Genomic DNA, 24,507 nt, shown 5'->3' with positions numbered 1-24,507 from the left:
GCCGACGCCGTGGAGGCGCCGCTCAGCGCGGTCGCCCTGCCGAGTCGCGGCAGGACCGTGCTGCGCCGGTTCATTGCGCGCAAGAGCGCCCTGGCCGGACTGGTCGTGGTGGTGCTGCTGTTCGTGCTGGCCTTCGCGGGGCCGTTCCTGACGCACTGGTCCTACTCGGACATCGACTACACCGCGCTGCGTGCGGCGCCCTCCGCGGACCACTGGTTCGGCACCAACCGGATCGGCCAGGACGTCTTCGCGCAGACCGTGCGCGGGCTCCAGAAGTCGCTGCTGATCGGGTTGCTGGTGGGCCTGGTGGCGACCGTGCTCGCGGCCGTGGTGGGGGCGGGCGCGGGCTACTTCGGCGGCTGGACCGACCGGGGCCTGATGTTCCTGGTGGATCTGCTGCTGGTGTTCCCGAGCTTCCTGATCATCGCGATCGTGGCGCCTCGGCTGAGGGCGACGGGATGGCTCGCGTTCGTCGGCCTGCTCACCCTCTTCGCGTGGATGATCACGGCCCGGGTGGTGCGGTCGATGACGCTGTCGCTGCGCGAGCGCGAGTTCGTGCGCGCCGCCCAGTACATGGGGGTGCGGCCGGCGCGCATCATCGCCCGGCACATCCTGCCCAACATCGCCTCGTTCCTGATCATCGACGCGACCATCGCGGTCGGCGGGGCCGTGATGAGCGAGACGGCCCTGTCGTACTTCGGGTTCGGCGTGCAGCCGCCGGACGTCTCCCTGGGCACCCTGATCGCCGACAACACCGGTGCCGCGGTGACCTATCCCTGGATGTTCTTCTTCGCGGCCGGGCTGCTGGTGGTCTTCGTGCTCGCGGTCAACCTCATCGGGGACGGGCTGCGCGACGCCTTCGACCCGACGGCGCGAAAGGCACGGGAGTGACCGCTCTACTGGAGGTCCGTGACCTCACCGTCCGCTTCGGCAGCGCCGCCGCGGTGCGGGGCGTCGACCTCACCCTGGAGCGCGGCGAAGTCCTCGGCATCGTCGGCGAGTCGGGGTCCGGAAAGTCCGTGACCGCTCTCGCCGTGCTGGGGCTGCTGCCGGACGGCGCGACGGCGACCGGCTCGGTGCGCCTCGACGGCACCGAGCTGCTCGGGGCGGGCGAGAGCCTGATGAACACCGTCCGCGGCAACCGCGTCGCCATGGTCTTCCAGGACCCGCTGTCGGCGTTCACACCGGTCTACCGGATCGGCGAGCAGATAGCCGAGGCGATACGCGCGCACCAGGACGTGCCGAAGGAGAAGGCGGCGCAGCGCGCCGTGGAGCTGCTCGACCTCGTCGGGATACCGGAGCCGCACCTGCGGGCCGCCGCGTTCCCGCACGAGTTCTCCGGCGGCATGCGGCAGCGGGCCATGATCGCGATGTCCGTCGCCAACGACCCGGACGTGATCCTCGCGGACGAGCCGACCACGGCGCTCGACGTCACCATCCAGGCCCAGGTCCTCGACGTGCTGCGCACCGCTCAGCGCGAGACCGGGGCGGCCATGGTGCTCGTCAGCCACGACCTGGGGGTGATCGCGGGCAGCGCGGACCGGGTCGCCGTGATGTACGCGGGCCGGGTGGTGGAGACGGCGCCGGTCGACGAGCTGTTCGCCCGGCCGCGGATGCCGTACACGCTCGGCCTGCTCGGTGCCGTGCCCCGGCTGGACGGGGCGCTGCCGGCAGCCGAGCGGACCGCCGGGGCGCGTGCGGACGGCGGGGAGCCGGCCGAGGAGGCCCCCGGCGACGGATCCCCGGGTGACGTGGTCCCGGCCGAGGGCGGACCGGGTTCCGCGCCGGCTGCCTCCGCCGGGCGGTCCCCCGCCGTCCTGGTGCCGATCCCGGGGGCGCCTCCCCGGGCGGGCGCGCTGCCTCAGGGATGCTCGTTCGCGCCACGCTGCCCGCTGGCCGAGCCCGCCTGCCGCGCCGCCGAGCCGGAGCTGCTGCCCGCGGGCCGAGCCGGGAGCGGCGGCCCGCCGCCCGCAAGCGCTCCCGCTCAGACCCAGGAGCGCGACTCCGGCGACGCGCCACCGGCCACCGCTCCGTCCCGGATCCAGGAGCCGGATTCCCGCGAGGCTCATCTCGCGGCCTGCGTGCGGGCCGACGAGATCCTGCAACGGCGCCTCGGCCCCACCGACGTGTTCCCCGTACCGCCGGTCCCCGCGCCCCTCGCGGAGCAGGAGCGGGACGGCGACGACGGCCCGGTGCTCAGCGTGCGGGGGCTGCACAAGACGTTCCCGCTGTACAAGGGCAGCGTCTTCAAGCGCAGGACGGGCAGCGTGTACGCCGTCGACGGTGTCGAGCTGGAGATCGGCCGGGGCGAGACGCTGGGACTGGTGGGCGAGTCGGGGTCGGGGAAGTCGACGACGCTCTACGAGATCCTGGGGCTGCGGCCGCCGGAGAGCGGCGTGATCGAGGTGCTGGGCAGGTCCACCGCGCAGCTCACGCGGCGTCAGGAGCACGAGCTGAGGGGGCAGCTCCAGATCGTCTTCCAGGATCCGATGGCCAGCCTGGATCCCCGGATGGCGGTCGCCGACATCATCGCGGAGCCGCTGCACGCGCTGGGCGGGGACCGTGACGCGGTACGCCGCCGGATCCCGGAGCTGCTGGAACTCGTGGGCCTCGAACCGGCCCACGCGACGCGCTTCCCGCACGAGTTCTCCGGCGGGCAGCGGCAGCGCATAGGCATCGCGCGGGCGCTGGCGGTGGACCCCCGGCTGCTGGTACTCGACGAGCCGGTGTCGGCGCTCGACGTGTCGATCCAGGCGGGCGTGCTCAACCTCCTGACGCAGCTCAAGGCGGAACTGGGCCTGGCCTACCTCTTCGTCTCCCATGACCTGTCCGTGGTGCGGCACATCGCCGACCGGGTCAGCGTGATGTACATGGGGCGGACGGTGGAGGCGGGCGCGGTGGACGAGGTGTTCGCCGCGCCCCGGCACCCCTACACGCAGGCGCTGCTGTCCGCGGTGCCCCTGCCGGATCCACCACGCGAGCGCCGCCGGGAGCGGATCCTGCTGGCCGGCGACCCGCCGAGCCCCACGCACCGCGACCCCGGCTGCCGGTTCCGGGGCCGCTGCCCCGTCTTCGCCCGGCTGGATGCCGGGGACCGGACCCGCTGCGAGACGCAGCGCCCCGCGCTGCTCTCCCACGGCCCGGACCAGGTGGCGGCCTGCCACTTCCCCGAGGTGCGCACGGTTGTCTGACGCCGGCCGGGCCTGGCCGGGGCCCCGGCCCCGGCCAGGTGGCCGGGTCCTGGGCTGAAGGTCCGGCCAGGGCGCGCGCCCCGGTCGTGTACTCCGGTGGCGTGCACCGGCAGTGGGGCGTGCGCCGGCGGTGGCGCGTGCTTCGGTCGATGGCGCGCGCTTCGGTCGATAGCGTGCGCGGTCGATAGCGTGCCCCACCCCGGCCCGTGCCGTGCCGGCCGGGGCGCCGCCTACGGTGTGCCGGCCTCGTCCATCCGGATGTCGGCGGCCATGGGGCAGCTCCTCAGCGCCTGCTCGATCAGGGCGGGCCGCCGGGCCGCGTCGATGCGCGGGAGGTGGACGCTGACCCGGGTGGAGAAGTCGTAGCGCAGCGCCCCCACATGCTCCAGGGTGACCGCGGCGTGCACCTCGCTGCCGGTCAGGTCCGCGCCGGTCTCGCTGGCCACGACGCCCAGCGCCTGGTGCAGGCAGGAGGCGACGGCGGCGGCGTAGAGCTGTTCCGGATTCCACGCCTGGCGGTCCGCGGACTCCAGGGCGGGCGGCGCGTTCATCATCAGCCGGTGCGTCCCGTCCCCCACGGCCTCCACCCGGTCGGGTCCGCCGAGGGACGCCATCGTGGTCGTGTACAGGGCCCGGTCCGTGTCCGTCATCTGGTCTCCCGCGTCGCCTTCGCCCTCCGCGGCCACCCGCCTGTGCCACCGCCGCGCACCCGGCTCGCCGGCCGGGGACGCGTGGCGGCCCCTGAGGAGGTGCCATGCGTCATTCGAGCACCGGCGCTGGCGTGCCGCGCGCCGACACAGGGTCAGGGCGGCCATCCGGCGTACCCGCCGGTGCGCGGGCCGTCCGTCAGGGCGGTCCGCGCCGGCCGTCCTCCTCGCGCAGCAGGTCCCCGAGGTCGCCCAGCCGGTCGAGGCCGTGTACGGCCTGCGCCATCCGCGGGTTGTGCTCCAGACGGGCGCGGTGCCGGTGCAGGAAGGCCCAGTAGCCCGCCGTGTACGGGCAGGCGCCGGCTCCGGTGCGCCGCGCCGGCCGGTAGGCGCAGGGGCCGCAGAAGTCACTCATCCGGTTGATGTAGGCGCCGCCCGACACGTAGGGCTTGGTGACCATCCGGCCGCCGTCTGCGTACTGGGACATGCCGATCACGTTGGGCTGCATCACCCAGGCGTAGCCGTCCACGAAGCACCGGTGGAACCAGTCGGTCACCGCCGCGGGGTGCCAGCCCTGCTGGAGGGCGATGTTGCCGAGCACCATCAGCCGGGGGATGTGGTGCGTCCAGCCGTGCGCGCGCACCTGTGCGAGGACCGTCGCCAGGCAGCGGGCGGTGACGGCGTCGGCGTCGAGGTCCAGGAACCAGTCGGGCAACGGCCGGCGGTGACCGAGTTCGTTGCTGCGGGCGTGGTCCGGGCCGAGGTGCCAGTACAGCTGCCACACGTACTCGCGCCAGCCCGCGACCTGGCGGACGAACCCCTCCACGCTGTTCAGGGGTGCTTCCCCCGCGCGCCAGGCGGCCTCGGCGCCCTCCACGCACTCCGCGGGATCGAGCAGGCCGAGGTTGAGCGAGGACGACAGCAGGCTGTGGCTCATCACCGGGTCCCCGGCGAGCATCGCGTCCTCGTGCGGGCCGAAGCCGGCGAGCCGGTGCGCGACGAAGCGGCGCAGGGCCGCGCGTGCCTCGCGACGGGTCGCGGGGAACATCCGGGGGCCGTCGCGGCCCACGAAGCGCACGTCGCCGTCGCGTTCCCAGCGGTCCAGGTCGTCGCGGACCTCGGCGTCGATCGCGTCCTCGCGGGGGCGGTAGGGCGGCGGGGCGCCGAGGGTGCGCGCTTGTCCCGGCGGCGGCTCCCTGTTGTCGTGGTCGTGGTTCCAGCGGCCCCCGGCCGGCTCCTCGCCGTCCATCAGCAGCTCGTGCCGGCGGCGGACCCATCGGTAGAAGGCCTCCTGCAGGAGCCGCCCGCCGTCGCGTGCGCCCACCCATGCCGTGAAGTCGTCGTGCGCGACGAGGAAGCCGCGCGCGGGCAGCACGGTCACGCTGTCCAGGGCCCGTACGAGACCCAGGGCCGCACGGGAGGTCGGATGGTGCACGGTCACCGGTTTATCTCCAACGGCCATGTGTAGACCCTGCCGATACGTGTCGGCCTGTACGTAGCGCACCCTGTCGCCGAGCTCCGCGGCACGGTGCCGCATCGCGGAGAGCATCAGGTGCGCCTTGGCACGGTGGAAGCGTCGGCGGCGGAACACCGCACGGGACTCGACCATCACCACCGGCGCGTTCCGGTCGGGACCGTCCGGGCCGGGCCTGAGGAAGTGCGGGCCGAGCTGGTCGCCGAAGAGCCAGTGGGCCCGCTTCATGCCTACCTCCTGCCGTGCCGATCCCGTGACCGGGCTCCGGAGTCCGTGCGGCCCGGGCGGGGCGGCGCGCCCCGCAAGGCGGCGTACCGCCTGGTCCAGGCTCTCCCGGACCGGCTCCTCGCGCCTCCTCCGGGTGGCCGGGCGACGGAGGTATGGGGCCGAACGTGTGAGCCGTACGTGTGGCCGCGGCGCTCCAGCGGGCCGGCGTCGCGGGCGCCGCCACCGTCCGGGCGTGCCTCCGAAAAGCCCGGTCGGCCCGGAGCCACGGCCCGCACCGCGAGCGGCCCGGTGTCGCCTCGCCCTGCGTTTCGACGAGGAGCGGGAGCCATCTCCTAGGGTGGCCGCCATGGACAACGCGAATCCGAGGCGGGTGGGCCTGACGCCCTGGGGCGAGGGCGACTTCTGGCTCCTGCGGCGGACCAACGCGCGCGAGATGACCGAGTACCTCGGTGGCCCGGAATCCGACGCCCGGCTGGTGGCGCGCCACAGGAAGTACGTGGAGCTCCAGGGGCCGGGGCGGATGTACCGGGTCACCCTGGCGTCCACCGGCGAGACGGTCGGGTCGATCGGCTTCTGGGAGCGCGAGTGGCACGAGGAGACGGTGTGGGAGACCGGGTGGGGCGTGCTGCCCGAGTTCCAGGGCCGGGGGCTGGCGACCAGCGCGGCCCGGGCCCTCGTCGACGTGGCGCGGTCGGCCGCCTCGCACCGGTACCTGCACGCCTTCCCGCGCGTGGATCACGCCGCGTCGAACACGGTCTGCCGCGGGGCCGGGTTCGAGCTGCTCGGAGCCGTCGGCTTCGAGTACCCGAAGGGGCAGTGGATCACGTCCAACGACTGGCGGATCGATCTTGGAACCGGGCGGTGAGCGTCCGGTCCGCCCGGCCGGACCGTGCCCCTCACGTCATCGTCACCGCTTGGGTTCCCGCCCCGGCGCCGCCGGCAGGGCCATGGCGCGGTCGTGGAAGGCGTGGCGCACGGCCTCGATGCCCTGGCCGTCGCGGGTGGGGTGCACCCGGTTGGTGAGGAGCACCGCGTAGCGGCCGGTCGCCGGGTCCAGCCAGATGCTGGTGCCGGTGAAGCCGGTGTGCCCGTACGCCTCGGGCCCGAAGGAGCCCCCGACCGGGGAGCCCTCCGCGTCCTGGCCCTGCCAGGCGAGGCAGCGGCGGAGGTTGAGGGCGTCGGTGTGCGGGGCCGTCATCAGGGCGAAGGTGTCGGAGTGCAGGAGCGATCGCGCGCCGCCCGCGAGGGACCGGCCCAGGCGCTCCAGGTCGGCGAGCGGCGCGAAGAGGCCGGCGTGCCCGCAGACGCCGCCGAGGACCGCGGCGTTCTCGTCGTGCACCTCCCCGACGACGGTGCGGCCCCGCCAGGGGCACCGCTCGGTGGCCACGGCGCGCGCCCGGCCCGCCGCGCCGGGCGTGAAGACCGTGCCGGTCATGCCGAGCGGCGCGCAGACGGCGTCCGCCACCAGCTCGTCCAGGGGGCGGCCGGCGGCGGCCTCGGCGACCAGGCCGAGCAGCATGAAGCCCTGCGAGGAGTACTCGACCCGGGTGCCCGGGGCGGCCCTCAGCGGCAGCTTGCCGAGCGCCCGCAGCAGGTCCGCCCTGGTGGGGTGGGTGCGGTAGAGGGGGATCTGGCCCGGCAGTCCCGAGGTGTGCGTGAGGAGCTGATGAACCGTCAGGTCGGCGGAAGTGCCACCCCGGTACTCCGGGCGGTGGGTGCCCACGGTGTCGGTGAGGGCGAGCGCGCCCTGCTCGACAAGGGCGAGCACGGCAAGCCCCACGATCGGCTTGGTGACCGAGGCGAGATCCCACAGCGCGTCGCCGTCGAGGTCAGGGCCGCCCGGATCCCCGCCTTCCGACGGGCCGTCACCCGCGGCACCCGAAGGGCCGTCGCAAGCAACGCCTGAGTCGCCGTCACCAGCAGCACCCGAGGCGCCGTCACCCACAGTGGCACCACCCGGGGTGGCGTCACCCGGCACGCTGCCCTCCGCGGCGCCGCCGTCCAGACCTTCGCCGCCCCAGCTCCTGGTGCCCGTCCAGCCGCGGTCGAGGGGCCCGTCGGCGGTGCCGACCGACCAGGCGGCGCCGGAGTACACGCGCCGCCGGCGCCCCTCCGCGAGCAACTCCCCGAGCGCGCTCACGACCGGCCTCCCTTCGGAAGCTCCCCCGGCACCGGACCTAGGTACGGCGCGGTGCCGCCGAGGCCCGTCGAGACCGCGCGGGCGGCGGCGCGCACCATCGGGCCGAACACCGCCACGCTCGCGTCGTCGAGCGCGAACGTCAGCCCGGAGAGGCCGACGGCGCCCACGACCTGCCCCTCGGCGCCGAGGACGGGCGCGGCGACGGAGCGCACGTCCGGCTCGTCGTACTCGTCGTCGACCGCGTAGCCGCGCCGGGCGGTCTCCGCCAGTTCGGCGCGGAGCGTCGCGGGGTCGGTGAGGGTGGCCGCGGTGCGGGCGGGCAGCGCGGTGCCGTCGAGCAGGGCGCCGGCGAGGACCGCGTCGGCCTCCGGCTCCGGCAGCGCCGACAGCATGGCGAGGCCGACAGCGCTGGAGTGCAGCGGGGCCCGGCCGCCGGGAGCGACGCTCATCCGGTACTCCCCGGCCGGCTCGGACAGCTCCAGGTGGACGGCCTCGGCACCGTCCCGTACGGCGTAGTGCGCGAGCTGGCCGGTGCGGCGGCGCAGGTCCGCGAGGACGGGGCGGGCGAGCCGGAGGTCGGGGCCGGCGTGGAGGGCGGCGGCGGCCAGCCCCAGCAGGCGCGGCCCCGCGCGGTACGCGCCGCCCTCGGCGGGCTCCGCGAAGCCGCAGTCGGCGAGCGTGCGCAGGTGGCGGTGGACGGTGGGCTTGGTGAGGCCGGTACGGCGGGCGATCTGGGCGAGCCGCTGCGCCCCGCCTTCCCGTGCCAGGGCTTCGAGCACGTCCATCGCCTTGTCGACGGGGCCCTTGCCGGGTTCTTGCTCGCTCGCGGAGGTGTTGACCGGTTTCACCATGTCGCCTAGCTTAACCCCACCGCGTTCCGGAATCCGGAACGTTTGTCATGTTGAATGGAACGATCGTCCCGGAGGTGGACCGTGGGCCAACGCAAGGCGCCGGACGAAGCCGGTCCACCGGGCCCGAGCGAGAGGCTGGGCCCGGGCAGGACCTCGTATCCCCCGTGGGGCAGAACGCCGGACACCGCGGACGGCCGCCTGGGGCCGGAGGTCTCACGGGCCAGGACTGGAGACGGCGCCCCGGCCCCGTCACGGGCCTCCCGGCGGAGCGTGCTGCGCCTGGGCGGGCTGCTCGTCCCCGCGCTCTCCGCGCCGGCACTGCTCACCGGATGCGGTGCCTCCCCGGGCACCGGCGCCGGCAACGTGCTGCGGGTGTCGCAACCCGCGGATCCCGAGACGATGGATCCCCAGAAGCAGGGTGACATGGTGTCGATGAACGTCCTCATCAACATCTTCGACACGCTGACCACCCGTGGCCGGGACAACAGGTTGCACCCAGGGCTCGCACTCTCCTGGAAGGCTACGAGCCCCTTGGTGTGGAGGTTCAGACTCCGTCCCGGCGTACGGTTTCACAACGGGGAGCCGTGTGACGCGGCAGCGGTGAAATTCAGCATCGAGAGACTGCTCGACCCGGCGACCAAGTCACCGATCGTGGAGCTGCGGTACGTGAAGGGCGTGACCGTCGTCGACCAGCTGACGGTGGACCTGCACACCACGCTGCACGACCCGATCCTGCCGGACAAACTCTCCCTGTTCGGCGGTGTCGCGGTGCCGCCGCGCCACCTGGCCCAGGTCGGCGACGAGGCGTTCGCGGCGCACCCCGTCGGCACCGGGCCGTTCACCTTCGTGCGCTGGCAGCGCGACCACGAGCTCCGGTTGCGGGCCTGGTCCGGGCACTTCAGCGGCCGGCCCCGCGTCGACGAGCTGGTCTTCAGCCCGGCGCCCAACGCCTCGTCGTCGCTGGCGGCGCTCCAGAGCGGCGGCGTCGACCTGGTCACCGGGCTCACCCCGGACGCCGCACAGCAGCTCGCCGGCTACACCGGTGTCACGCTGGAGAGCCACACCGGCATCCGCACCTCGTACCTCTCGCTGAACACGCTGGACGACGGGCCGCTGAAGGACCGGAGGGTGCGCCAGGCCCTCAACCACGCGATCGACGTACCGCTGCTGATCAAGGCGGTGCTGGGCGGCAAGGCGCGTGAGGTGCCTGCGATGATCCCGCGCGGCGCCTTCGGGTTCGACCCGGCCCTCAAGCCGTTCACCCGCTCCGTGGCCACCGCGCGCAGGCTGCTCGCCGAGGCCGGCTACCCGCACGGCTTCACCACCACGCTGACCGCCTCCAACATCGACTCGAACGTCGCCGAGGCGCTGTCCGGGCTGCTGGCCAGGGCGGGCGTGCACGCCAAGGTCGACCTGCTCGACCCCGGCACCTACTCCGAGCGGCTGACCAGCACCAACCACGGCGCGCTCGGGCCGATGTACCTGGCGGCCAGCACCGTGTGGACGCTGGACGGCGAGAGCATGGTGCAGTCCAACGTCCGCAGCGACCGGCGCCAGAGCCGCTGGCACTCCAAGGAGGCGGACCACCTGGTCGACCTGGAGGAACTGTCCGTGGACCCCGCGCGGCGGGTGCGGGCCTTCTCAGACCTCCAGCGGCTGATGCGCGAGGAGGCGCCGTTCGTCTTCCTCTACCAGATCGACAACATCTACGCCCGCAACGACCGGCCGCGCTGGCGGTCCGGGTCGGCGGGAGTGCTCGACATGGCGAGTGCGGAGGTCTCCCGATGAGCGGACTCTCCTCCCGGCCCGGCGGTGGCGGCAGCCGCCCGGACGGCCACTGGGCGGGCATCCTGAGGGTGGTGCTCACCCGGGTCGCCGGCGCGGTGTTCGTGCTGCTGTGCACGGCGACCGTCTCGTTCTTCCTCGTGCGGCTCTCCGGAGACCCCGTCAAACTGCTGCTGCCGCCGGACGCCACCGCCCACCAGGAGGCCGTGCTCCGGGCCGGGCTCGGCCTGGACCGCCCGCTGTTCGCCCAGTACCTGGACTACCTGTGGGGGCTGCCCCGGCTGGACCTCGGCACCTCGCTCTTCTACCACGAGCCCGTCAGCCACGTGCTCGCCGACCGGCTGCCCGCCACCCTGCAACTGGCCGCGGGGGCCCTGGTGGTGACGCTGGCGGTGGCCCTGCCCGCGGGTGTCGTCGCGGCGATGCGGCGCGGCCGGGCCACCGACCGGGGGGTGATGACGGGTGTGCTGCTCGGCCAGTCCACACCGCCGTTCTGGGTGGGCATCCTGCTGATCCTGGTGTTCGCGGTGGGCCTGCACGCCCTGCCCGCCTCCGGGTACGGCACGTTCGCCAACCTGGTCCTGCCGTCCGTGACGCTCGCCGTGTACTCCGTCGCCGTCGTCGCGAGGCTGCTGCGCTCGTCGCTGATCGACGTGCTCACCAGCGACCACATCCGCACCGCACGGGCCAAGGGCTTCGGCCCGCTCAAGGTGGTGCTCACGCACGGCCTGCGCAACGCCTCGCTGCCGGTGGTGACCGTCGTCGGCCTGGAGATCGGGGGCCTGCTCGGCGGGGCCATCCTCACCGAGCAGGTGTTCTCGTGGCCCGGCGTCGGACAGCTCACCATCGAGGCCATCTCCCACCGCGACTTCCCGCTGGTGCAGGCGGCCGTGCTGTTCTTCGCGGCGACGTTCGTCGTGGTGAACCTGCTGGTCGATCTCTCCTACCGGCTGCTCGACCCGAGGGTGAGGGCTTCCTCATGACCGTCACATCCACCACCGTCCCGGCCGGCGCCCCCGCGGCCGCGAAGGCTCTCGGTCCCGGGTCGGTCGCGGTGCGGGCCCTGCTGCGCAACCGGCTCGCCGTGGCCGCGCTGGTGCTCCTCGCCCTGCTGGTGATCGCGGCGCTGTTCGCCCCGCTGCTCGCCCCGGCGGACCCGAACGCGCAGGACCTGCTGATGCGGCTGCGCCCGCCCGCGTGGCAGGCCGGCGGCAGCGGCGCCCATCCGCTCGGCACCGACCAGCTGGGCCGGGACATGCTCTCCCGCGTCATCTACGGCACCCGGGTCTCGCTGCTGGTCGGGGCGGGCGCGGCGCTGCTCGCCGGGGTGCTCGGCACCGTGATCGGCCTGGCGTCCGGGTACTTCGGCGGCTGGCCGGACCGGGTCCTGATGCGGGTCGCGGACGTCCAGCTCGCGTTCCCGCCGATCCTGCTGGCCCTCGCCATCGTGGGCTTCACCGGCTCGGGCCTGTGGTACGTGATCCTGGTGCTGGGCTTCACCGGCTGGGTGTCGTACGCCCGTGTGGTCCGCTCGGAGGTGCTGTCGCTGCGCTCGCGGGACTTCGTCACCGAGGCCCGCGCCATCGGTGCCACCGACGCCGCGATCATGCGCAGGCACCTGCTCCCGAACGTCATGGCGCCGCTGGCGACCATCGGCACCCTGCACATCGCGGCGGCCATCGTCGCCGAGGCGTCCCTCAGCTATCTGGGGCTCGGGGTGCCCAAGGAGACCGTCACCTGGGGCTCCATGCTCGCGGACGGCCAGCTCTACCTGGGCACGTCCTGGTGGGTCGCGGTCTTCCCGGGCGTGGCCCTGATGCTCACCTCGCTCGCCGTCAACATCACGGGCGACGCCCTGCGGGACGTCGCGGACCCGAAGGCGTACCGCCGATGACCGAACCGCACTCCACCACACCGCCGCGGCCCGCCGCACCGGCAGGGCCCACCACACCGTCCCGGCACAGCACATCACCGGACGCCGGGCAGCCTCCGCACCCGGCGGACACTGATCCCCTGCTCGACATCGCCGGCCTCAGCGTCGACTTCCGCCTCGGCTCCTCGGTGGTGCACGCCGCCAGGGACGTGGACCTGCGCGTGTCGGCCGGTCAGACCGTGGCCGTCGTCGGCGAGTCCGGCAGCGGCAAGACCGCCACCGCGCTGTCCGTGCTGCGGCTGAACCCCGAACCGCCGTGCGTGTACGCGGGCGGCGAGATCCGCTTCGGCGGACGCGACCTGCTCGCCCTGCCCCCGAAGGAGCTGGGCCGGATCCGGGGCCGGGACATCGCGATGGTCTTCCAGGACCCGATGACCAGCCTCGATCCGCTCCAGCGGGTCGGTGCGCAGGTCGCCGAGGTGCTCCGGCACCACCAGCACCTGCCGCGCGCCAGGGCGCGGGAGCAGGCACTCGCGGCACTGGCCGAGGTGGGGATTCCCGAGCCGGAGCGCCGCTACGCGCAGTACCCGCACGAGCTGTCCGGGGGGCTGCGCCAGCGGGTGATGATCGCCATGGCGCTGGTCGGCCGGCCCCGGCTGCTCATCGCCGACGAGCCCACCACGGCCCTGGACGTCACCGTGCAGCGGCAGATCCTGGACCTGCTGGTTGACCTGCAGCGCCGGCACGGCATGGCCGTCGTCCTGATCACCCACGACCTGGGCGTGGTGGCCGAGACCGCCGACCGCGTCCTGGTGATGCACCAGGGCCGGGTCGTGGAGAGCGGACCCGTCCTCGACATCTTCGACCACCCCGCGGACGGCTACACCCGCCGCCTGCTGGACGCCACCCCACGTCTGGAGCGGGCATGACACCCCCTGTGATCGGCGCGACTGAGCCCGCGGCCGGCCCCGCGTCCCCGGTGCTCGTCGAACTGGCCGGGCTGCGCAAGGAGTTCGACGGCCGGGGCGGCGGCGTCGCCGTCGACGACGTGTCCCTGACCGTGCACGAGGGCGAGACCCTGGCGCTGGTCGGCGAGTCCGGCTGCGGCAAGACGACGCTCACCCGGCTCCTGCTGCGGCTGCTCACCCCGACCGCGGGCCGGGTCGCCTTCGACGGCCAGGATCTGGCGGAGCTCTCCCCCGCCGGGCTGCGGCGCCTGCGCCGGCAGATGCAGGTGGTCCTCCAGGACCCGTACTCCAGCATGAACCCGCGCTGGCGCATCGCCGACATCGTGGCGGAGCCGCTGCTCACGCACGACCCGGCGGCGCGCGGCCGGCGGGGCAGGGCGCGCACCCGCGAGCGGGTCGGCGAACTGCTGGAGGCGGTCGGCCTGGAGCCCGCGATGCGGGACCGCTATCCGCACGAGTTCTCGGGCGGGCAGCGGCAGCGGGTCTCGATCGCCCGCGCGCTCGCCCTGGAGCCCCGGCTCGTGGTGCTCGACGAGCCGACCAGCGCCCTGGACGTGTCCGTGCAGGCCAGGATCCTCGAACTGCTGGCCGAGCTCCAGCGGCGGCACGGCCTGACCTACGTCTTCGTGTCGCACAACCTCGCCGTGGTCCGCCAGGTGGCCGACCGGGTCGCCGTGATGCGCCGGGGGCGGCTGGTGGAAGTGGGCGACGCGGAGCGGGTGTTCCACGCCCCCGAGCACCCGTACACGCGGCAGTTGCTGGACGCCGTACCGGTCCCCGACCCGCGCCGGGCCCGGCGGGCGGGCGGTGCGGCGCGCGAGGCGGCGGGAGGTGGGGCGGCGGTGAGCGGGGCGCAGGCCGCGGCGGGCACGGCGGCCGCCCCGGCGGCGAACCCGGCAGGGTCCGCAGCGCAGGGCCCGGACGAGGGCGGGGCGGGTGCCGACGCGGGCGGAGCGCCGTGAGCGGCGCCCGGCGCGGGCGCGGATCCGGGCAGACCATGCGCCGCGAGCGCACACCCGGATCCGGGCGCCTCATCCTGTTCCCTTGCCGGCGACCGCTCCGGCAAGCGCGGCTACAGGTGCGACAGCACGAGCCCCGCGCCGCCCAGCAGGGCGACGTCGTCGACGGCCGCGTCGCTGACGATGACGCGTGGCTCCTCCGCGCCCGCCGCCACGCCGGACCGCAGCCGCCGCTCGATCAGCGCACGGAATCGCTCCCCGCCCTCGCGCGCCTCGCCGTGCAGGACGAACAGGCCCGGTGCGAAGAGCTGCTGGACGTTCGCGAGTCCGAGGGCGAGGTTGTCCGCGTACTCGGCCACCACGCCGCGCGCCCGCTCGTCGTCGCGGCCGGCGAGCGCGGCCAGCGAGAGGTCCGCGCCGAGGCCGGCCGCCCGGGTCCGGGCGCGCAGCCAGCGTGTGGTGGCGAGGGTCTTCCAGCAGCCGCGGCTGCCGCAGGTGCAGCGTTCTCCGCTGGCCGACACGGTCATGTGGGCGCCGCTGCGGCCACCGTGCGGGGCAAGCACCTCGCCGTCGTAGAGGATGCCGACGCCAAGCACCTCGCCGGTCGACACCGACGCGAAGGTGCGCCGGCCCCGGCCGGGGCCGAACCACCGGTCACCGAGGGCCTGAAGGCGCGCCCGGTGCTCGACCCGTACCGGCGCTCCGGTCAGCGCCCGCAACCGCTCGCCCACCGGGTAGCCGTGCAGCGCGGGCACGTCGTTGACCTCGGTGATCACACCGGCGTCGGGATCGACGAGCCCGGCGGCAGCGATGCCCACGCCCACGGGAGCCCGCCCGGCGAACACCCGGGCGGACCGGGCGAGTGCCGCGTCCACCTCCGCGGGACCCGGTGCGCCCGGGTCGTACGCCTCCTCGGTCCGCTCCAGGACCCGGCCGGAGACGCTCAGAACGGCCGCACGGATGCGCCCGGGCAGCAGCTCGACCGCGCCCAGCACCCGGGGAGCGGGCGGTGTGACCGGTTCCGGCGCGGGCTCGGGCACCAACCGCAGCGGAGGACGTTCATGCACCATGACCCGACTCTGCCACGCGCGGCATTTCGGGAGGTAGAGCCGTGAGATTACGGAAGGGACCGCAATGAGCCGACAGGACCACTCCGATCAGGACCGTACTCCCATGACCGACGCCACCGGCGCCCCGCGCGCCACCCGCACCACACCCTCCACGGACGGCCCGGAGGCAACCGGCCCGGACGCAGCCGGCCCGGCCGGCGCCGCACGCAGCCGGCCCCGCGAAGACGCCGCCCCGGACACCTCCGACTCCCCCGGCGCCGGCACCACCGGCTCCCGAGCCGCAGGTGCCCGAGCCACAGCCACCCGAGCCACAGGCGCCTCCACAACCGTGCGCCTCACCGAGCTCACCTGGCGCCAGGTGCGCGACGCCGGGGAGCAGGCCGTCGCCCTGCTCCCGATCGGCTCCCAGGAGCAGCACGCCGGCCACCTGCCGATGGGCACCGACACCCTGCTCGTCGAGGCCGTCACCGACCGGGCGACCGCGCTGCTCGACGCCGAGCCGGCCGCGCCCGCGCTGGTGCGGCTGCCCACCCTGCCGTTCGGGCACAGCCCTCACCACCTGTTCGCGGCGGCGCTCTCGCTCTCCGCGCCCACCCTGGCAGCGGTCCTCGACGACCTGCTGGACTCGCTCGTGACCAGCGGCTACCGGCGGATCATGATCGTCAACGGGCACGGCGGCAACGACGAGATCATGCGCCTGGCGGCGAAGCGCTTCGCGCTGCGCGCGCGGGCGACGGTGGCCACCTGCTCCTACTGGACGCTGGCCACGGGCGAGGCGGCCGGCGAGCGTCCGGAGCGCACGCCGGGGCACGCGGGCTGGTTCGAGACGTCGCTGATGCTGGCGGCCCACCCCGGCCTGGTGCGCACGCCCGTGCCGCCGCGCCCTCCCGTGGAGCCGCCGCCACTCTTCGACCGGCCACCGCACCCGGGTCTCACGGTCGAACGGCACGGGGAGTGGGCGAGGGTCGGCGGTTCCACCGACGACGCCTCCGGTGCCGACGCCGCGCAGGGGATGCGGCTGCTGGACGACCGGGCCCGGGGGCTGGCCCGGGCGATCCTCGCGTTCGACGCGGCGACCGCCACGGACCCTGTGAGCCCGGCCCAGAACGCCCCCGTCCGCGCCGCCCGAGGAGAGTCATGAAGATCACAGACGTTGACGTGCAGGTCGTGAACCTGCCCCTGACCAACCCGTTCACCAGCTCCTTCGAGACCAAGACCGGCGAGACGCGGACGGTGGTCCGGCTCCGCACGGACGAGGGCGTGGAGGGCTGGGGCGAGACGATGTGGGGCAGCCCGGTGGCCGCGATCGTCCGCTCCATCGCCGGGGACCTGATCGGCACCAGCCCGTTCGCCCTGGAGCGGTTCCACCGCAAGCAGCACATGGTGCCGTTCTTCTACGGCTACCTCGGCTACGCGGCCATCGCCGCCCTGGACGTCGCCTGCTGGGACCTGATGGGCAAGATCACGGGACAGTCGGTCACGGACCTGCTCGGCGGCCCGGTACGCGACGAGGTGCCGATCACCGCGCTGGTCACGCGCGCGGACGCGCCCCGGGCGGACGCCGCCGGGCTGCCGCGGGCGCTGGCGGAGCACGCGGCACGGGTGGTCGCCGAGGGCGGCTTCACGGCGGTCAAGCTGAAGGGGACCCGGGACGTCCAGGGCGATGTGGCCATCATGCGGGCGCTGCGGGACGCGCTGCCGGGCGTGAACCTGCGGGTCGACCCGAACGCCGCGTGGTCGGTGCCGGACGCGGTGCGCGCCGGGATCGCCCTGGAGGAGCTCGACCTGGAGTACCTGGAGGACCCCTGCGTCGGGATCGAGGGCATGAGCCAGGTGGCCGCCAAGGTGCGCATCCCGCTGTGCACCAACATGTGCGTGGTCCGCTTCGAGGACTTCGCACCGGCGGTGCGGCTGAACGCGGTGGACGTCGTGCACGGAGACGTCTACAAGTGGGGCGGCATCGCGGCGACCAAGGCGCTCGCCGCGCACTGCGAGACGTTCGGGCTCGGCATGAACCTGCACAGCGGGGGCGAGCTGGGTATCGCGACCGCGGCGCACCTGGCCGTGGTGGCCAGCACGCCCGTGCTGTCCCGGGCCATCGACAGCATGTACTACCTGCACGCCGATGACATCGTCGAGCCGCTGCGGCTGGAGGCGGGACGGCTCAGGGTGCCCACGGGACCGGGGCTCGGCGTGCGGGTGGACGAGGAGAAGGTGCGGTACTTCGCCTCCGTCAACGAGCGCGAAGGGGATCTGACGGGGTGAGCACGGGGTGAGGGGTGGGGGCCCGGAGAGGGCCCTGCTCCACAGGCCCTGCTGCACGGGCCCTACTCCTTACCCCGCGGAGGCCGGGCCTCCTCGAACGACCGCTCGCCATGGGACTCCAGCTCGGCCAGCGCAGCGCGCACATCGCCCGCCCGGACCAGCTCAAGGAGCCCCCGGTGACGCGCGGCGTGCTCCTCCAGGTCCTCGTAGAACCGTTCGCGGGCGAGCAGGTTCCGTGACATGCACAGAAGCAGTTGCTGCTGCACGGAGGCGTAGATCGCCTCAAGCCGGCCGTGCCGCGCGATCTTGATGAGCCGGGAGTGGAAGTCGTAGCCGTCCTGTACCAGGGCACCGCGGTCCCCCGCCGCCGCGTGCTCCTCCATCTTCTCGAGCGCGGCCTCGGCCGGCGCGAGGAGCGCCGGGTCGGCGACGGGGATCCCGAGCTCGAACGCCATCCGCTCCAGCGCGGACCGCAGCGTCAGGATCTCGTAGACGTCCTGGTCGGTGAGGGTGGCGACGAAGGCACCGCGCCGGGGCTGCGAGGTCACGAGCCCCTCGTTCTCGAGGAGCCGGAGCGCCTCCCTCAGCGGCGGCCGGCTGATCGCGAGCTCGTCGGTCAGCCGCTCCTCGAACAGGCGCTCCCCGGGCTGGAACCCACCGGCGAGGATCCGGTTCCGGATGGACTGCGCGGCCAGGGACACGAGGCTCGGCGCGCGGAGAACGCGGTCATCTCCTTCGGTTCCGCCGTTTCCGCTGCTCGACGCCATGCCGCTTCCTCCCGCTGCTGGATTGCTCACTGTATCCGTGTGAAAGGTCTTGCCGTGGTTCCTTGTCTGTTGTAGACAATAGACGCCAGCAACTTGTAGACAATAGACAGGATCGGTGAGACGACGCCGTCGAGCTGAGCACCACCGCGGCCTCGCCCCCCGGAAACGCATCCAACTTCAAGGACGAGGGAGGATCACGCGTGGCGCCGACAACGGACGAAGGGGCCGTCGGTCTGGTGGGACTCGGGAACCTGGGCCAGGCCATGGGGTTGCGCCTCCTGGCGGAAGGGTGGCGCGTACGGGCGTTTGACCGTTCGGCCGAGCGGACTGCCGTGCTGACGGATGCGGGTGCGCGGGAAGCGTCGCCCGAGGAGCTGGCGGCGTGTCGCGTCGTGGCGTTCGCCGTACCCGACGAGCGGGCGATCCTTGAGGTGTTCGAGAGCGGGCTCCTCGACCGTCTCGGCGCGGACCACCGTGTCGTCGTGCACAGCACGGTGCTCCCCGAGCGGACCCGGGAGCTGGCGGACCTCGTGACGGCGCGCGGCGCGGGATACGTCGACGCGCCGGTCACCGGCGGGGCGGACCGGGCCAGAGCGGGCGATCTCACCGCGTTCGCGGGTGCTGACCGTCCCTCGCTGGACGGCGCCCGGCCGTACCTCGGCACGGTCGCTTCCGTCGTGCACCACCTCGGTCCGGTCGGCGCGGGTGCCGCGGTCAAGCTCGCCAATCAGCTCGTCATGTTCGCCGCGCTCGCCGGTGCGTTGGACGGTATCCGGATCGGGGCCGCGTACGGCGTCGAGGAGGAGGCGCTGCTCCGGGCGATCTCGACGGGGACGGCCGACACGTGGGTCGTCAGGAACTGGGGGTTCTTCGACCGCGTCGCGCGTGACTACGACGCGGCCGGGGTCGCGCCGGAGGACCGGCCCTGGCGCAAGGACCTGCGCGAGATCGTCGAGGCGGGCGGCACCGCCGGCGCTCCGAGCGCCCTCGCCGCGCTCCTCTCGGACACGGTCGCCGAGGCGCTCGAAGCCCACGCCGCGGGAACCGTCCGCCAGGAGGCGGGGGCCCATGACCACCGATAGCCTCGCCCCTTCCGTCACGGGCGCACCGGAGTCCTTCCGTCCGCGCCGGCGTCGCGGCCGGTCGGGATCGCGGGACTCCCTCGCCGCCCTCGGCTTCCTCACGCCCTGGCTGATCGGCATGGCCTGCCTGACGCTGGGCCCGATGGCCTACTCGCTCTACCTCTCGTTCACGCGCTACGACCTGTTGAGCAGCCCCCGCTGGGTCGGTCTCGCCAACTTCACCCAGCTCTTCTCGGACCCCAGGTTCGACAGCGCCGCATGGGTCACGATCATGTACGTCGTCGTGTCGGTGCCGGTCGTCCTCGTCGTGTCCATGCTCGTGGCGCTCCTGCTGAACACCGGCATCCGCTTCATCACCGGCTATCGCGCGCTGATCTACCTGCCGTCGCTGCTGGGTGCGAGTGTCGCCATCGCGACTCTCTGGCGGCAGATATTCGGGGCGAGCGGCCTCCTCAACAACGCGCTCCAGGCCATCGGCATCGAGCACCGGAGCTGGATCGGTGATCCGAACACCTCGCTCCTGGTGATCATCACCCTCAACGCCTGGGCGTTCGGCTCGACGATGGTCATCTTCCTGGCGGGGCTCCGGCAGGTGCCACGCGACCAGTTGGAGGCGGCCCTGGTCGACGGGGCCGGACCTTTCCGCCGGTTCTTCAGCGTCACGCTCCCGCACATGAGCCCGCTCGTCTTCTTCAGCGTGCTGCTCGACACGGTCCACGCGTTCCAGGCGTTCACCAGCGCCTATGTCGTGAGCGGGGGCGACGGCGGCCCGGCCGACTCGACGCTCTTCTACACGCTCTACCTCTACCAGCAGGGCTTCACCCAGCTGAACATGGGCTACGCGTCGGCGATGGCGTGGTTCCTCGTCGTGGTCCTCGCCGCGTTCACCGGGGTCCTCTTCCTGACCTCGCGCTTCTGGGTGCACTACGGAGACCGGTGATGGCGACGACGACATCTTCCCGGGGCCCTCTGGTCATGCGGCGCATCCGCCCCGTCCGGAGCCCGATCGCCGTCGGCGTCATCCGGCACGCGGTCCTCGTGATCGTGCTGATCGCGATGCTCTACCCCTTGCTGTGGATGATCGCGGCGTCGTTCCGGCCGAACTCCGAGATCTTCTCCAGCCTCGGTCTCCTTTCGAGCCACTACACCCTCCAGAACTACGTCTCCGGATGGGCGGGCGGGTCGTTGCGGTTCTCCCGCTACTTCCTCAACTCGTTCGTGATTTCCGTGCTCACGGTGGCCGGGAACCTGCTGGCCTGCTCGTTGACGGCCTATGCCTTCGCGCGGCTGGAGTTCCCCTTCAAGCGCCTGCTGTTCGCACTGCTGCTCGGGACGCTCCTGCTGCCCTACCACGTCACCCTCGTCCCGCAGTACATCCTCTTCAACAAGCTGCATCTGGTGAACACGTTCGCGCCGCTGGTCGCACCGCACTTCCTCGCCACGGACGCGTTCTTCGTGTTCCTGATGGTGCAGTTCATCCGCGTGCTGCCACGCGAACTCGACGATGCGGCACGTATGGACGGATGCGGCCACTGGGGCATCTTCTCCCGGGTCATCATGCCGCTCTCGCTCCCGGCGATCGGGACGACCGCGCTCTTCAGCTTCATCAACTCCTGGAACGACTTCCTCGGGCCGCTGCTCTACCTGAGCAACGCGAACCTCTGGACGGTTCCCCTCGGGCTCAACTCCTTTCTGGACTCGACGGGTGGCCAGTCGTCCTACGGTGCGCTCTTCGCGATGGCCACGCTCTCGCTGGCGCCCCTCGTCGGTTTCTTCGTGGCCTTCCAGCGCCTTCTGATCGAGGGAATCGCCACCTCCGGAATGAAGTAAGGGGGCACTGCCATGACGCTGTCGAACCGGAACGGGAGGGCATTCGCCGCGGCGGCCGCGGTGTCGGCTCTGCTCGCCGGGTGCTCCACCCCGTCGAACGACTCCGCCCTCCCGGCGGCGGGCGCCCCCGTGGCCGGATCCCTCCAGATGTCGTACTGGGGCTCCTCGACCCGTGTCGAGAAGACCGACCGGATCAACGCTCTCTTCGAGCGGAAGTATCCGAAAGCGTCCGTACAGACGCAGGTCGGAGACTTCGCGACCTACTTCGACAAGCTGAACGTGCAGGCCGCGAGCTCGTCGATGCCCTGCGTCACCGGACTCCAGACCCGCCAGCTGAACGACTACACGCACGACGGCCTGCTCCAGCCACTCGACCCCCTCGTCGCGTCCGGAGCGATCGACGTCGGCTCGATCCCGAAGAACCTGCTCGACACCGGTCGCGGCCCGGACGGCAAGCTCTACATGGTCCCGTACGGCGCCGCGTGGAACGCGCTGATGGTCGATCAGGAAATGGCGCGCAGAGCGGGTGTGAAGCCGCTTCCGATGCGTTACAGCTGGACCGATTTCGTCTCCTGGCTCAAGGACGCGAAGTCGAAGCTGCCCGCCGGTGTCGCTCCGACGACATCGCAGGGCGGCAATGAACCGGTGTTCTCGGCGTACGTCATCGGCAGCGGCGAGAAGATGTTCGACGACGACGGGAAGATCGCCTTCTCGAAGAAGACGCTGACCGAGTACTGGAAACTCTGGGAGCACCTGCGCGAAGCCGGTCTGACGAACTCCGCGGAAGACGCGGCAGACGAACCCGCCCAACCCGAGCAGTTCTACGTCACCACCGGCAAGGTGCTCAGTGAGCCCACCGCGGGCAACGCCCTGGTGGCCGCGTCCGCGGCGGCACCCGATGAGCATCTCACGACGGTTCCGTTCCCCACCGGGTCGGCCGGACTCGGCAATGCCTTCTTCAACAGCGGATGGTCGATCCCCGCGCGATGCGGCAACAAGGCGACGGCCGCGGCGTACATCGACTTCTTCACGAACGACGACAGAGCGGCGGCCGTCTACGACTCCGACAACGGCGCGGTCGCCAACAGAAGCCAGTTGAAGCAACAGCTCGACAGGCCGTCGTCACCGGCGCTCCAACAGGAGCTCCAGGTCTACGACTTCATCCTCGGAGAGAAGGTGCCGCAACCACTGATCCCGTCCGGATACAACACGACGTTTGAGCAGGCGTTCACCCGTGGCTACGAGAACATCGAGTTCGGCAGGAAGTCGATCTCCCAGGCGGTCGACGACTTCTTCGCCGAGGCGGAGATCAATCTCGGCACCAGGTGACGGCTCGGAGTACGACGAGGAGCGAGGAGGAACGGACGATGCCTGATCCCGACGCCGGCCGGGCGCAGACGGGTCAGCTGCCCATGGCACTCGAAGGAATCCGGGTCGTGGACCTGACGCAGGTGATGTCGGGTCCGTTCTGCACGATGGTCCTGGCCGACCTGGGCGCGGACGTCATCAAGGTGGAGAACCCCGACCACGGCGACCAGACCAGGAAGTCATGGGGCAGGTCCGTCGTCGGGGACGACAGCCGGGCGTTCCTGTCCCTCAACCGGAACAAGCGCAGCGTCGTGCTGGACCTGAAGGGCGATCAGGACCGGGAGACCTTCATGACGCTCGCACGGACCGCCGACGTCGTCATCGAGAACTTCCGGCCGGGCGTCGCTCGGCGCCTCGGCGTGGACTACGACGCGGTGCGGGCCGTGAACCCGGGGATCGTCTACGCGAGCATCTCGGGGTTCGGCCAGACCGGGCCCTACGCGTCCTACCCGGGCTACGACCTCATCGCGCAGGCCATGACCGGGATCATGAGCGTGACGGGTGAGACGGGACGGCCACCCGTGAAGTCGGCGATTCCGGTGGCCGATCTCGGCTCGGGCCTGTTCTGCGCCATCGGGATCCTGGCGGCGCTCCGCGTCCGGGAGGCCACCGGCACGGGCCAGTACCTGGAGACGTCGCTGTTCGACTCTGCGCTCGCGCTGTCGGTGTGGGAGTCGACGGAGTTCTGGTCCACGGGAGAGCCCCCGGTCCCGCTCGGTTCGGCCAACCGCATGTCGGCGCCGTACCAGGCGCTCGAGACCCGTGACGGGTATCTGACGGTCGGCGCGAACAACCAGCGCCTGTGGCAGCGGCTCTGCGCAGTGCTCGAAGCACCGGACCTCCTCACCGACCCGCGGTTCGCGGACAACGACCACCGGATGGCGAACCGGCTGGAACTCGTCGAGGAACTGCAGCGGGTGCTCGCGTCGCGTGACACGGACGAGTGGGTGACCGCCCTCCTGGACGCGGGTGTGCCCGCCGGACCGATCCGTGACTACCGGCAGGTCCTCACCGAGGACGAGCACGTCCGCGCGCGCCAGATGGTGACGTCGTACCGGCACCCCGTCGAGGGCGAGACGAGCGTGCTCGGATCGCCCCTGAAGCTCTCGGCCACGCCGGTGCGGTCCGCGGCTCCGGCGCCGCTGCTGGGACAGCACACGCAAGAAGTCCTCGCGGAGCTGGTGAGGCGGGACGTGCACGTCGAGGAGGGGCCGGCATGAGCAGCGACACCCGCGGGGACGGGGTCGACCTCGTCGTCACCGACGGCATAGCCGAGGTGCGGCTACGGAATCCGGGGCGCCGCAACGCGTTCACCTGGGCGATGTACGACCGCCTCCGGTCCATCGCGGCAGAGGTGGGGGGCCGGGACGACGTCGCCGCGGTCACCATCCGCGGCAACCCCGGCGACGGGTTCGCGGCCGGGACGGACATCGGGCAGTTCACCGGCTTCGAGGACGGGCGCGACGGCGTCGCCTACGAACGCCGTATCGGCTCCGTCGTCGCCGACCTCCTGGCGATCGACGCCCCGGTGGTGGCGCTCGTCGAAGGTGCCGCCGTCGGCGCGGGCCTCGTCGTGGCCGCGTGCTGCGATCTCGTGATCGCGGAACGGGGCGCGCGTTTCGGCGCTCCGATCGCGCGGACCCTCGGCAACTGCCTTCCCGCCGCGATCGTCGCACGGCTGCGCGCCCGGGTCGGCGCCGCCAGGACCGACGCGATGCTCCTCGGGGCGGCCCTCCTGCCGGCCGAATCGCTCGCCGAGGCCGGATTCGTGACGGCGCTCGCCGAGCCGGGACGCATCGAGGAGACGGCCGAGCCCTTCCTCCGCCGCATGCGCCAAGCGGCCCCGCTCACCATCCGGGCGCTCAAGGAGACGGGGCGACGGCTCGACGCCGCGCAGGTCGTCCCCGAGGACGAGGACCTCCTCATGCGCTGCTACGGCAGCGCGGACTTCCGCGAGGGCGTGAGCGCGTTCCTCGCCCACCGCCATCCCGTCTGGACAGGGAGCTGAC

At 72.8% G+C, this 24,507-nt stretch carries 22 protein-coding genes; 16 read left to right on the top strand and 6 right to left on the bottom strand.

The genetic code is table 11. The features are described from left to right. The first annotated feature begins 36 nt into the window (after nt 1-36). Both Sm713_RS23965 and Sm713_RS23960 read left to right on the top strand, forming a co-directional pair. Nucleotides 37-891, top strand: a complete 855-nt coding sequence (locus Sm713_RS23965; RefSeq protein ID WP_283249813.1) for an ABC transporter permease — start codon at nt 37-39, stop codon at nt 889-891. Continuing rightward, nucleotides 888-3,191, top strand: a complete 2,304-nt coding sequence (locus Sm713_RS23960; RefSeq protein ID WP_212911601.1) for an ABC transporter ATP-binding protein — start codon at nt 888-890, stop codon at nt 3,189-3,191. Before Sm713_RS23965 ends, Sm713_RS23960 begins: the two co-directional genes overlap by 4 nt. A 230-nt stretch (nt 3,192-3,421) precedes the next feature. On the opposite strand, the gene Sm713_RS23955 is transcribed toward Sm713_RS23960, so the two are convergent. After that, entirely contained in the window at nt 3,422-3,841 is a 420-nt protein-coding gene (locus tag Sm713_RS23955; protein ID WP_212911600.1) for an OsmC family protein, read from the bottom strand. 196 nt (nt 3,842-4,037) lie between these two features. Next, nucleotides 4,038-5,540, bottom strand: coding sequence for a cryptochrome/photolyase family protein (locus Sm713_RS23950; protein WP_212911599.1), 1,503 nt, complete (start codon nt 5,538-5,540; stop codon nt 4,038-4,040). A 346-nt stretch (nt 5,541-5,886) separates the two neighbouring features. On the opposite strand from Sm713_RS23950, the gene Sm713_RS23945 reads away from it, so the two are divergent. Then, nucleotides 5,887-6,405 (top strand): GNAT family N-acetyltransferase, encoded by a 519-nt coding sequence (locus tag Sm713_RS23945; protein ID WP_212911598.1) that lies wholly within the window; start codon nt 5,887-5,889, stop codon nt 6,403-6,405. Nucleotides 6,406-6,447: 42 nt separating this feature from the next. On the opposite strand, the gene Sm713_RS23940 is transcribed toward Sm713_RS23945, so the two are convergent. After that, nucleotides 6,448-7,680, bottom strand: coding sequence for a serine hydrolase (locus tag Sm713_RS23940; RefSeq protein WP_249416466.1), 1,233 nt, complete (start codon nt 7,678-7,680; stop codon nt 6,448-6,450). Further along, nucleotides 7,677-8,531, bottom strand: a complete 855-nt coding sequence (locus tag Sm713_RS23935) for an IclR family transcriptional regulator (RefSeq protein ID WP_212911597.1) — start codon at nt 8,529-8,531, stop codon at nt 7,677-7,679. Before Sm713_RS23935 ends, Sm713_RS23940 begins: the two co-directional genes overlap by 4 nt. Before the next feature lie 270 nt (nt 8,532-8,801). On the opposite strand from Sm713_RS23935, the gene Sm713_RS23930 reads away from it, so the two are divergent. From Sm713_RS23930 to Sm713_RS23910, 5 genes are read left to right on the top strand one after another with little or no spacing between them, the layout of a single operon-like run. Further along, a complete protein-coding gene (locus tag Sm713_RS23930; protein WP_212911596.1) occupies nt 8,802-10,319 on the top strand; it encodes an ABC transporter substrate-binding protein in 1,518 nt (505 codons plus the stop codon). Then, nucleotides 10,316-11,299, top strand: a complete 984-nt coding sequence (locus Sm713_RS23925; RefSeq protein ID WP_212911595.1) for an ABC transporter permease — start codon at nt 10,316-10,318, stop codon at nt 11,297-11,299. The genes Sm713_RS23930 and Sm713_RS23925 overlap by 4 nt, the downstream gene beginning before the upstream one ends. Beyond that, on the top strand, nt 11,296-12,210 hold the full coding sequence (locus Sm713_RS23920) for an ABC transporter permease (RefSeq protein ID WP_212911594.1): 915 nt from the start codon (nt 11,296-11,298) through the stop codon (nt 12,208-12,210). Before Sm713_RS23925 ends, Sm713_RS23920 begins: the two co-directional genes overlap by 4 nt. Continuing rightward, nucleotides 12,207-13,118, top strand: coding sequence for an ABC transporter ATP-binding protein (locus tag Sm713_RS23915; RefSeq protein ID WP_212911593.1), 912 nt, complete (start codon nt 12,207-12,209; stop codon nt 13,116-13,118). Before Sm713_RS23920 ends, Sm713_RS23915 begins: the two co-directional genes overlap by 4 nt. Further along, nucleotides 13,115-14,119: an ATP-binding cassette domain-containing protein gene (locus tag Sm713_RS23910; protein WP_212911592.1), complete on the top strand. Its 1,005-nt coding sequence runs from the start codon at nt 13,115-13,117 to the stop codon at nt 14,117-14,119. The genes Sm713_RS23915 and Sm713_RS23910 overlap by 4 nt, the downstream gene beginning before the upstream one ends. 110 nt (nt 14,120-14,229) lie before the next feature. Here Sm713_RS23910 and Sm713_RS23905 read toward each other — a convergent pair whose 3' ends face one another. Continuing rightward, on the bottom strand, nt 14,230-15,186 hold the full coding sequence (locus Sm713_RS23905) for an ROK family protein (protein WP_212911591.1): 957 nt from the start codon (nt 15,184-15,186) through the stop codon (nt 14,230-14,232). A 328-nt stretch (nt 15,187-15,514) separates the two neighbouring features. On the opposite strand from Sm713_RS23905, the gene Sm713_RS23900 reads away from it, so the two are divergent. Next, nucleotides 15,515-16,327, top strand: a complete 813-nt coding sequence (locus tag Sm713_RS23900) for a creatininase family protein (RefSeq protein WP_212912230.1) — start codon at nt 15,515-15,517, stop codon at nt 16,325-16,327. Further along, on the top strand, nt 16,324-17,451 hold the full coding sequence (locus Sm713_RS23895; RefSeq protein WP_212911590.1) for a mandelate racemase/muconate lactonizing enzyme family protein: 1,128 nt from the start codon (nt 16,324-16,326) through the stop codon (nt 17,449-17,451). Before Sm713_RS23900 ends, Sm713_RS23895 begins: the two co-directional genes overlap by 4 nt. A gap of 62 nt (nt 17,452-17,513) precedes the next feature. Here Sm713_RS23895 and Sm713_RS23890 read toward each other — a convergent pair whose 3' ends face one another. Then, on the bottom strand, nt 17,514-18,218 hold the full coding sequence (locus tag Sm713_RS23890) for a GntR family transcriptional regulator (RefSeq protein WP_212911589.1): 705 nt from the start codon (nt 18,216-18,218) through the stop codon (nt 17,514-17,516). Nucleotides 18,219-18,418: 200 nt separating this feature from the next. Here Sm713_RS23890 and Sm713_RS23885 point away from each other — a divergent pair, with 200 nt between their 5' ends. From Sm713_RS23885 to Sm713_RS23860, 6 genes are read left to right on the top strand one after another with little or no spacing between them, the layout of a single operon-like run. After that, nucleotides 18,419-19,300: an NAD(P)-dependent oxidoreductase gene (locus tag Sm713_RS23885; protein WP_212911588.1), complete on the top strand. Its 882-nt coding sequence runs from the start codon at nt 18,419-18,421 to the stop codon at nt 19,298-19,300. Continuing rightward, nucleotides 19,287-20,240, top strand: a complete 954-nt coding sequence (locus Sm713_RS23880; protein WP_212911587.1) for a carbohydrate ABC transporter permease — start codon at nt 19,287-19,289, stop codon at nt 20,238-20,240. The genes Sm713_RS23885 and Sm713_RS23880 overlap by 14 nt, the downstream gene beginning before the upstream one ends. Beyond that, complete coding sequence (locus Sm713_RS23875; RefSeq protein ID WP_212911586.1) at nt 20,240-21,130, top strand: carbohydrate ABC transporter permease; 891 nt, start codon at nt 20,240-20,242, stop codon at nt 21,128-21,130. Before Sm713_RS23880 ends, Sm713_RS23875 begins: the two co-directional genes overlap by 1 nt. A 12-nt stretch (nt 21,131-21,142) precedes the next feature. After that, nucleotides 21,143-22,459: an ABC transporter substrate-binding protein gene (locus tag Sm713_RS23870; protein WP_212911585.1), complete on the top strand. Its 1,317-nt coding sequence runs from the start codon at nt 21,143-21,145 to the stop codon at nt 22,457-22,459. Nucleotides 22,460-22,497: 38 nt separating this feature from the next. Next, nucleotides 22,498-23,718, top strand: a complete 1,221-nt coding sequence (locus tag Sm713_RS23865) for a CaiB/BaiF CoA-transferase family protein (protein WP_212911584.1) — start codon at nt 22,498-22,500, stop codon at nt 23,716-23,718. Then, nucleotides 23,715-24,506, top strand: a complete 792-nt coding sequence (locus Sm713_RS23860; protein WP_212911583.1) for an enoyl-CoA hydratase — start codon at nt 23,715-23,717, stop codon at nt 24,504-24,506. Before Sm713_RS23865 ends, Sm713_RS23860 begins: the two co-directional genes overlap by 4 nt. Nucleotide 24,507: the final 1 nt, after the last annotated feature.

It is taken from the genome of Streptomyces sp. TS71-3 (assembly GCF_018327685.1).
GTDB lineage: Bacteria > Actinomycetota > Actinomycetes > Streptomycetales > Streptomycetaceae > Streptomyces.
Note: the sequence above shows the minus strand (reverse complement) of the source record. Positions and strands in the feature narration are given on the sequence as shown.

Coding starts and splice junctions, on each gene's coding strand:
- Sm713_RS23955 (WP_212911600.1), bottom strand. CDS start 3,841: ATGACGGACACGGACCGGGCCCTGTACACGACCACGATGGCGTCCCTC.
- Sm713_RS23950 (WP_212911599.1), bottom strand. CDS start 5,540: ATGAAGCGGGCCCACTGGCTCTTCGGCGACCAGCTCGGCCCGCACTTC.
- Sm713_RS23945 (WP_212911598.1), top strand. CDS start 5,887: ATGGACAACGCGAATCCGAGGCGGGTGGGCCTGACGCCCTGGGGCGAG.
- Sm713_RS23935 (WP_212911597.1), bottom strand. CDS start 8,531: ATGGTGAAACCGGTCAACACCTCCGCGAGCGAGCAAGAACCCGGCAAG.
- Sm713_RS23925 (WP_212911595.1), top strand. CDS start 10,316: ATGAGCGGACTCTCCTCCCGGCCCGGCGGTGGCGGCAGCCGCCCGGAC.
- Sm713_RS23920 (WP_212911594.1), top strand. CDS start 11,296: ATGACCGTCACATCCACCACCGTCCCGGCCGGCGCCCCCGCGGCCGCG.
- Sm713_RS23915 (WP_212911593.1), top strand. CDS start 12,207: ATGACCGAACCGCACTCCACCACACCGCCGCGGCCCGCCGCACCGGCA.
- Sm713_RS23910 (WP_212911592.1), top strand. CDS start 13,115: ATGACACCCCCTGTGATCGGCGCGACTGAGCCCGCGGCCGGCCCCGCG.
- Sm713_RS23905 (WP_212911591.1), bottom strand. CDS start 15,186: ATGGTGCATGAACGTCCTCCGCTGCGGTTGGTGCCCGAGCCCGCGCCG.
- Sm713_RS23895 (WP_212911590.1), top strand. CDS start 16,324: ATGAAGATCACAGACGTTGACGTGCAGGTCGTGAACCTGCCCCTGACC.
- Sm713_RS23890 (WP_212911589.1), bottom strand. CDS start 18,218: ATGGCGTCGAGCAGCGGAAACGGCGGAACCGAAGGAGATGACCGCGTT.
- Sm713_RS23880 (WP_212911587.1), top strand. CDS start 19,287: ATGACCACCGATAGCCTCGCCCCTTCCGTCACGGGCGCACCGGAGTCC.
- Sm713_RS23875 (WP_212911586.1), top strand. CDS start 20,240: ATGGCGACGACGACATCTTCCCGGGGCCCTCTGGTCATGCGGCGCATC.
- Sm713_RS23870 (WP_212911585.1), top strand. CDS start 21,143: ATGACGCTGTCGAACCGGAACGGGAGGGCATTCGCCGCGGCGGCCGCG.
- Sm713_RS23865 (WP_212911584.1), top strand. CDS start 22,498: ATGCCTGATCCCGACGCCGGCCGGGCGCAGACGGGTCAGCTGCCCATG.
- Sm713_RS23860 (WP_212911583.1), top strand. CDS start 23,715: ATGAGCAGCGACACCCGCGGGGACGGGGTCGACCTCGTCGTCACCGAC.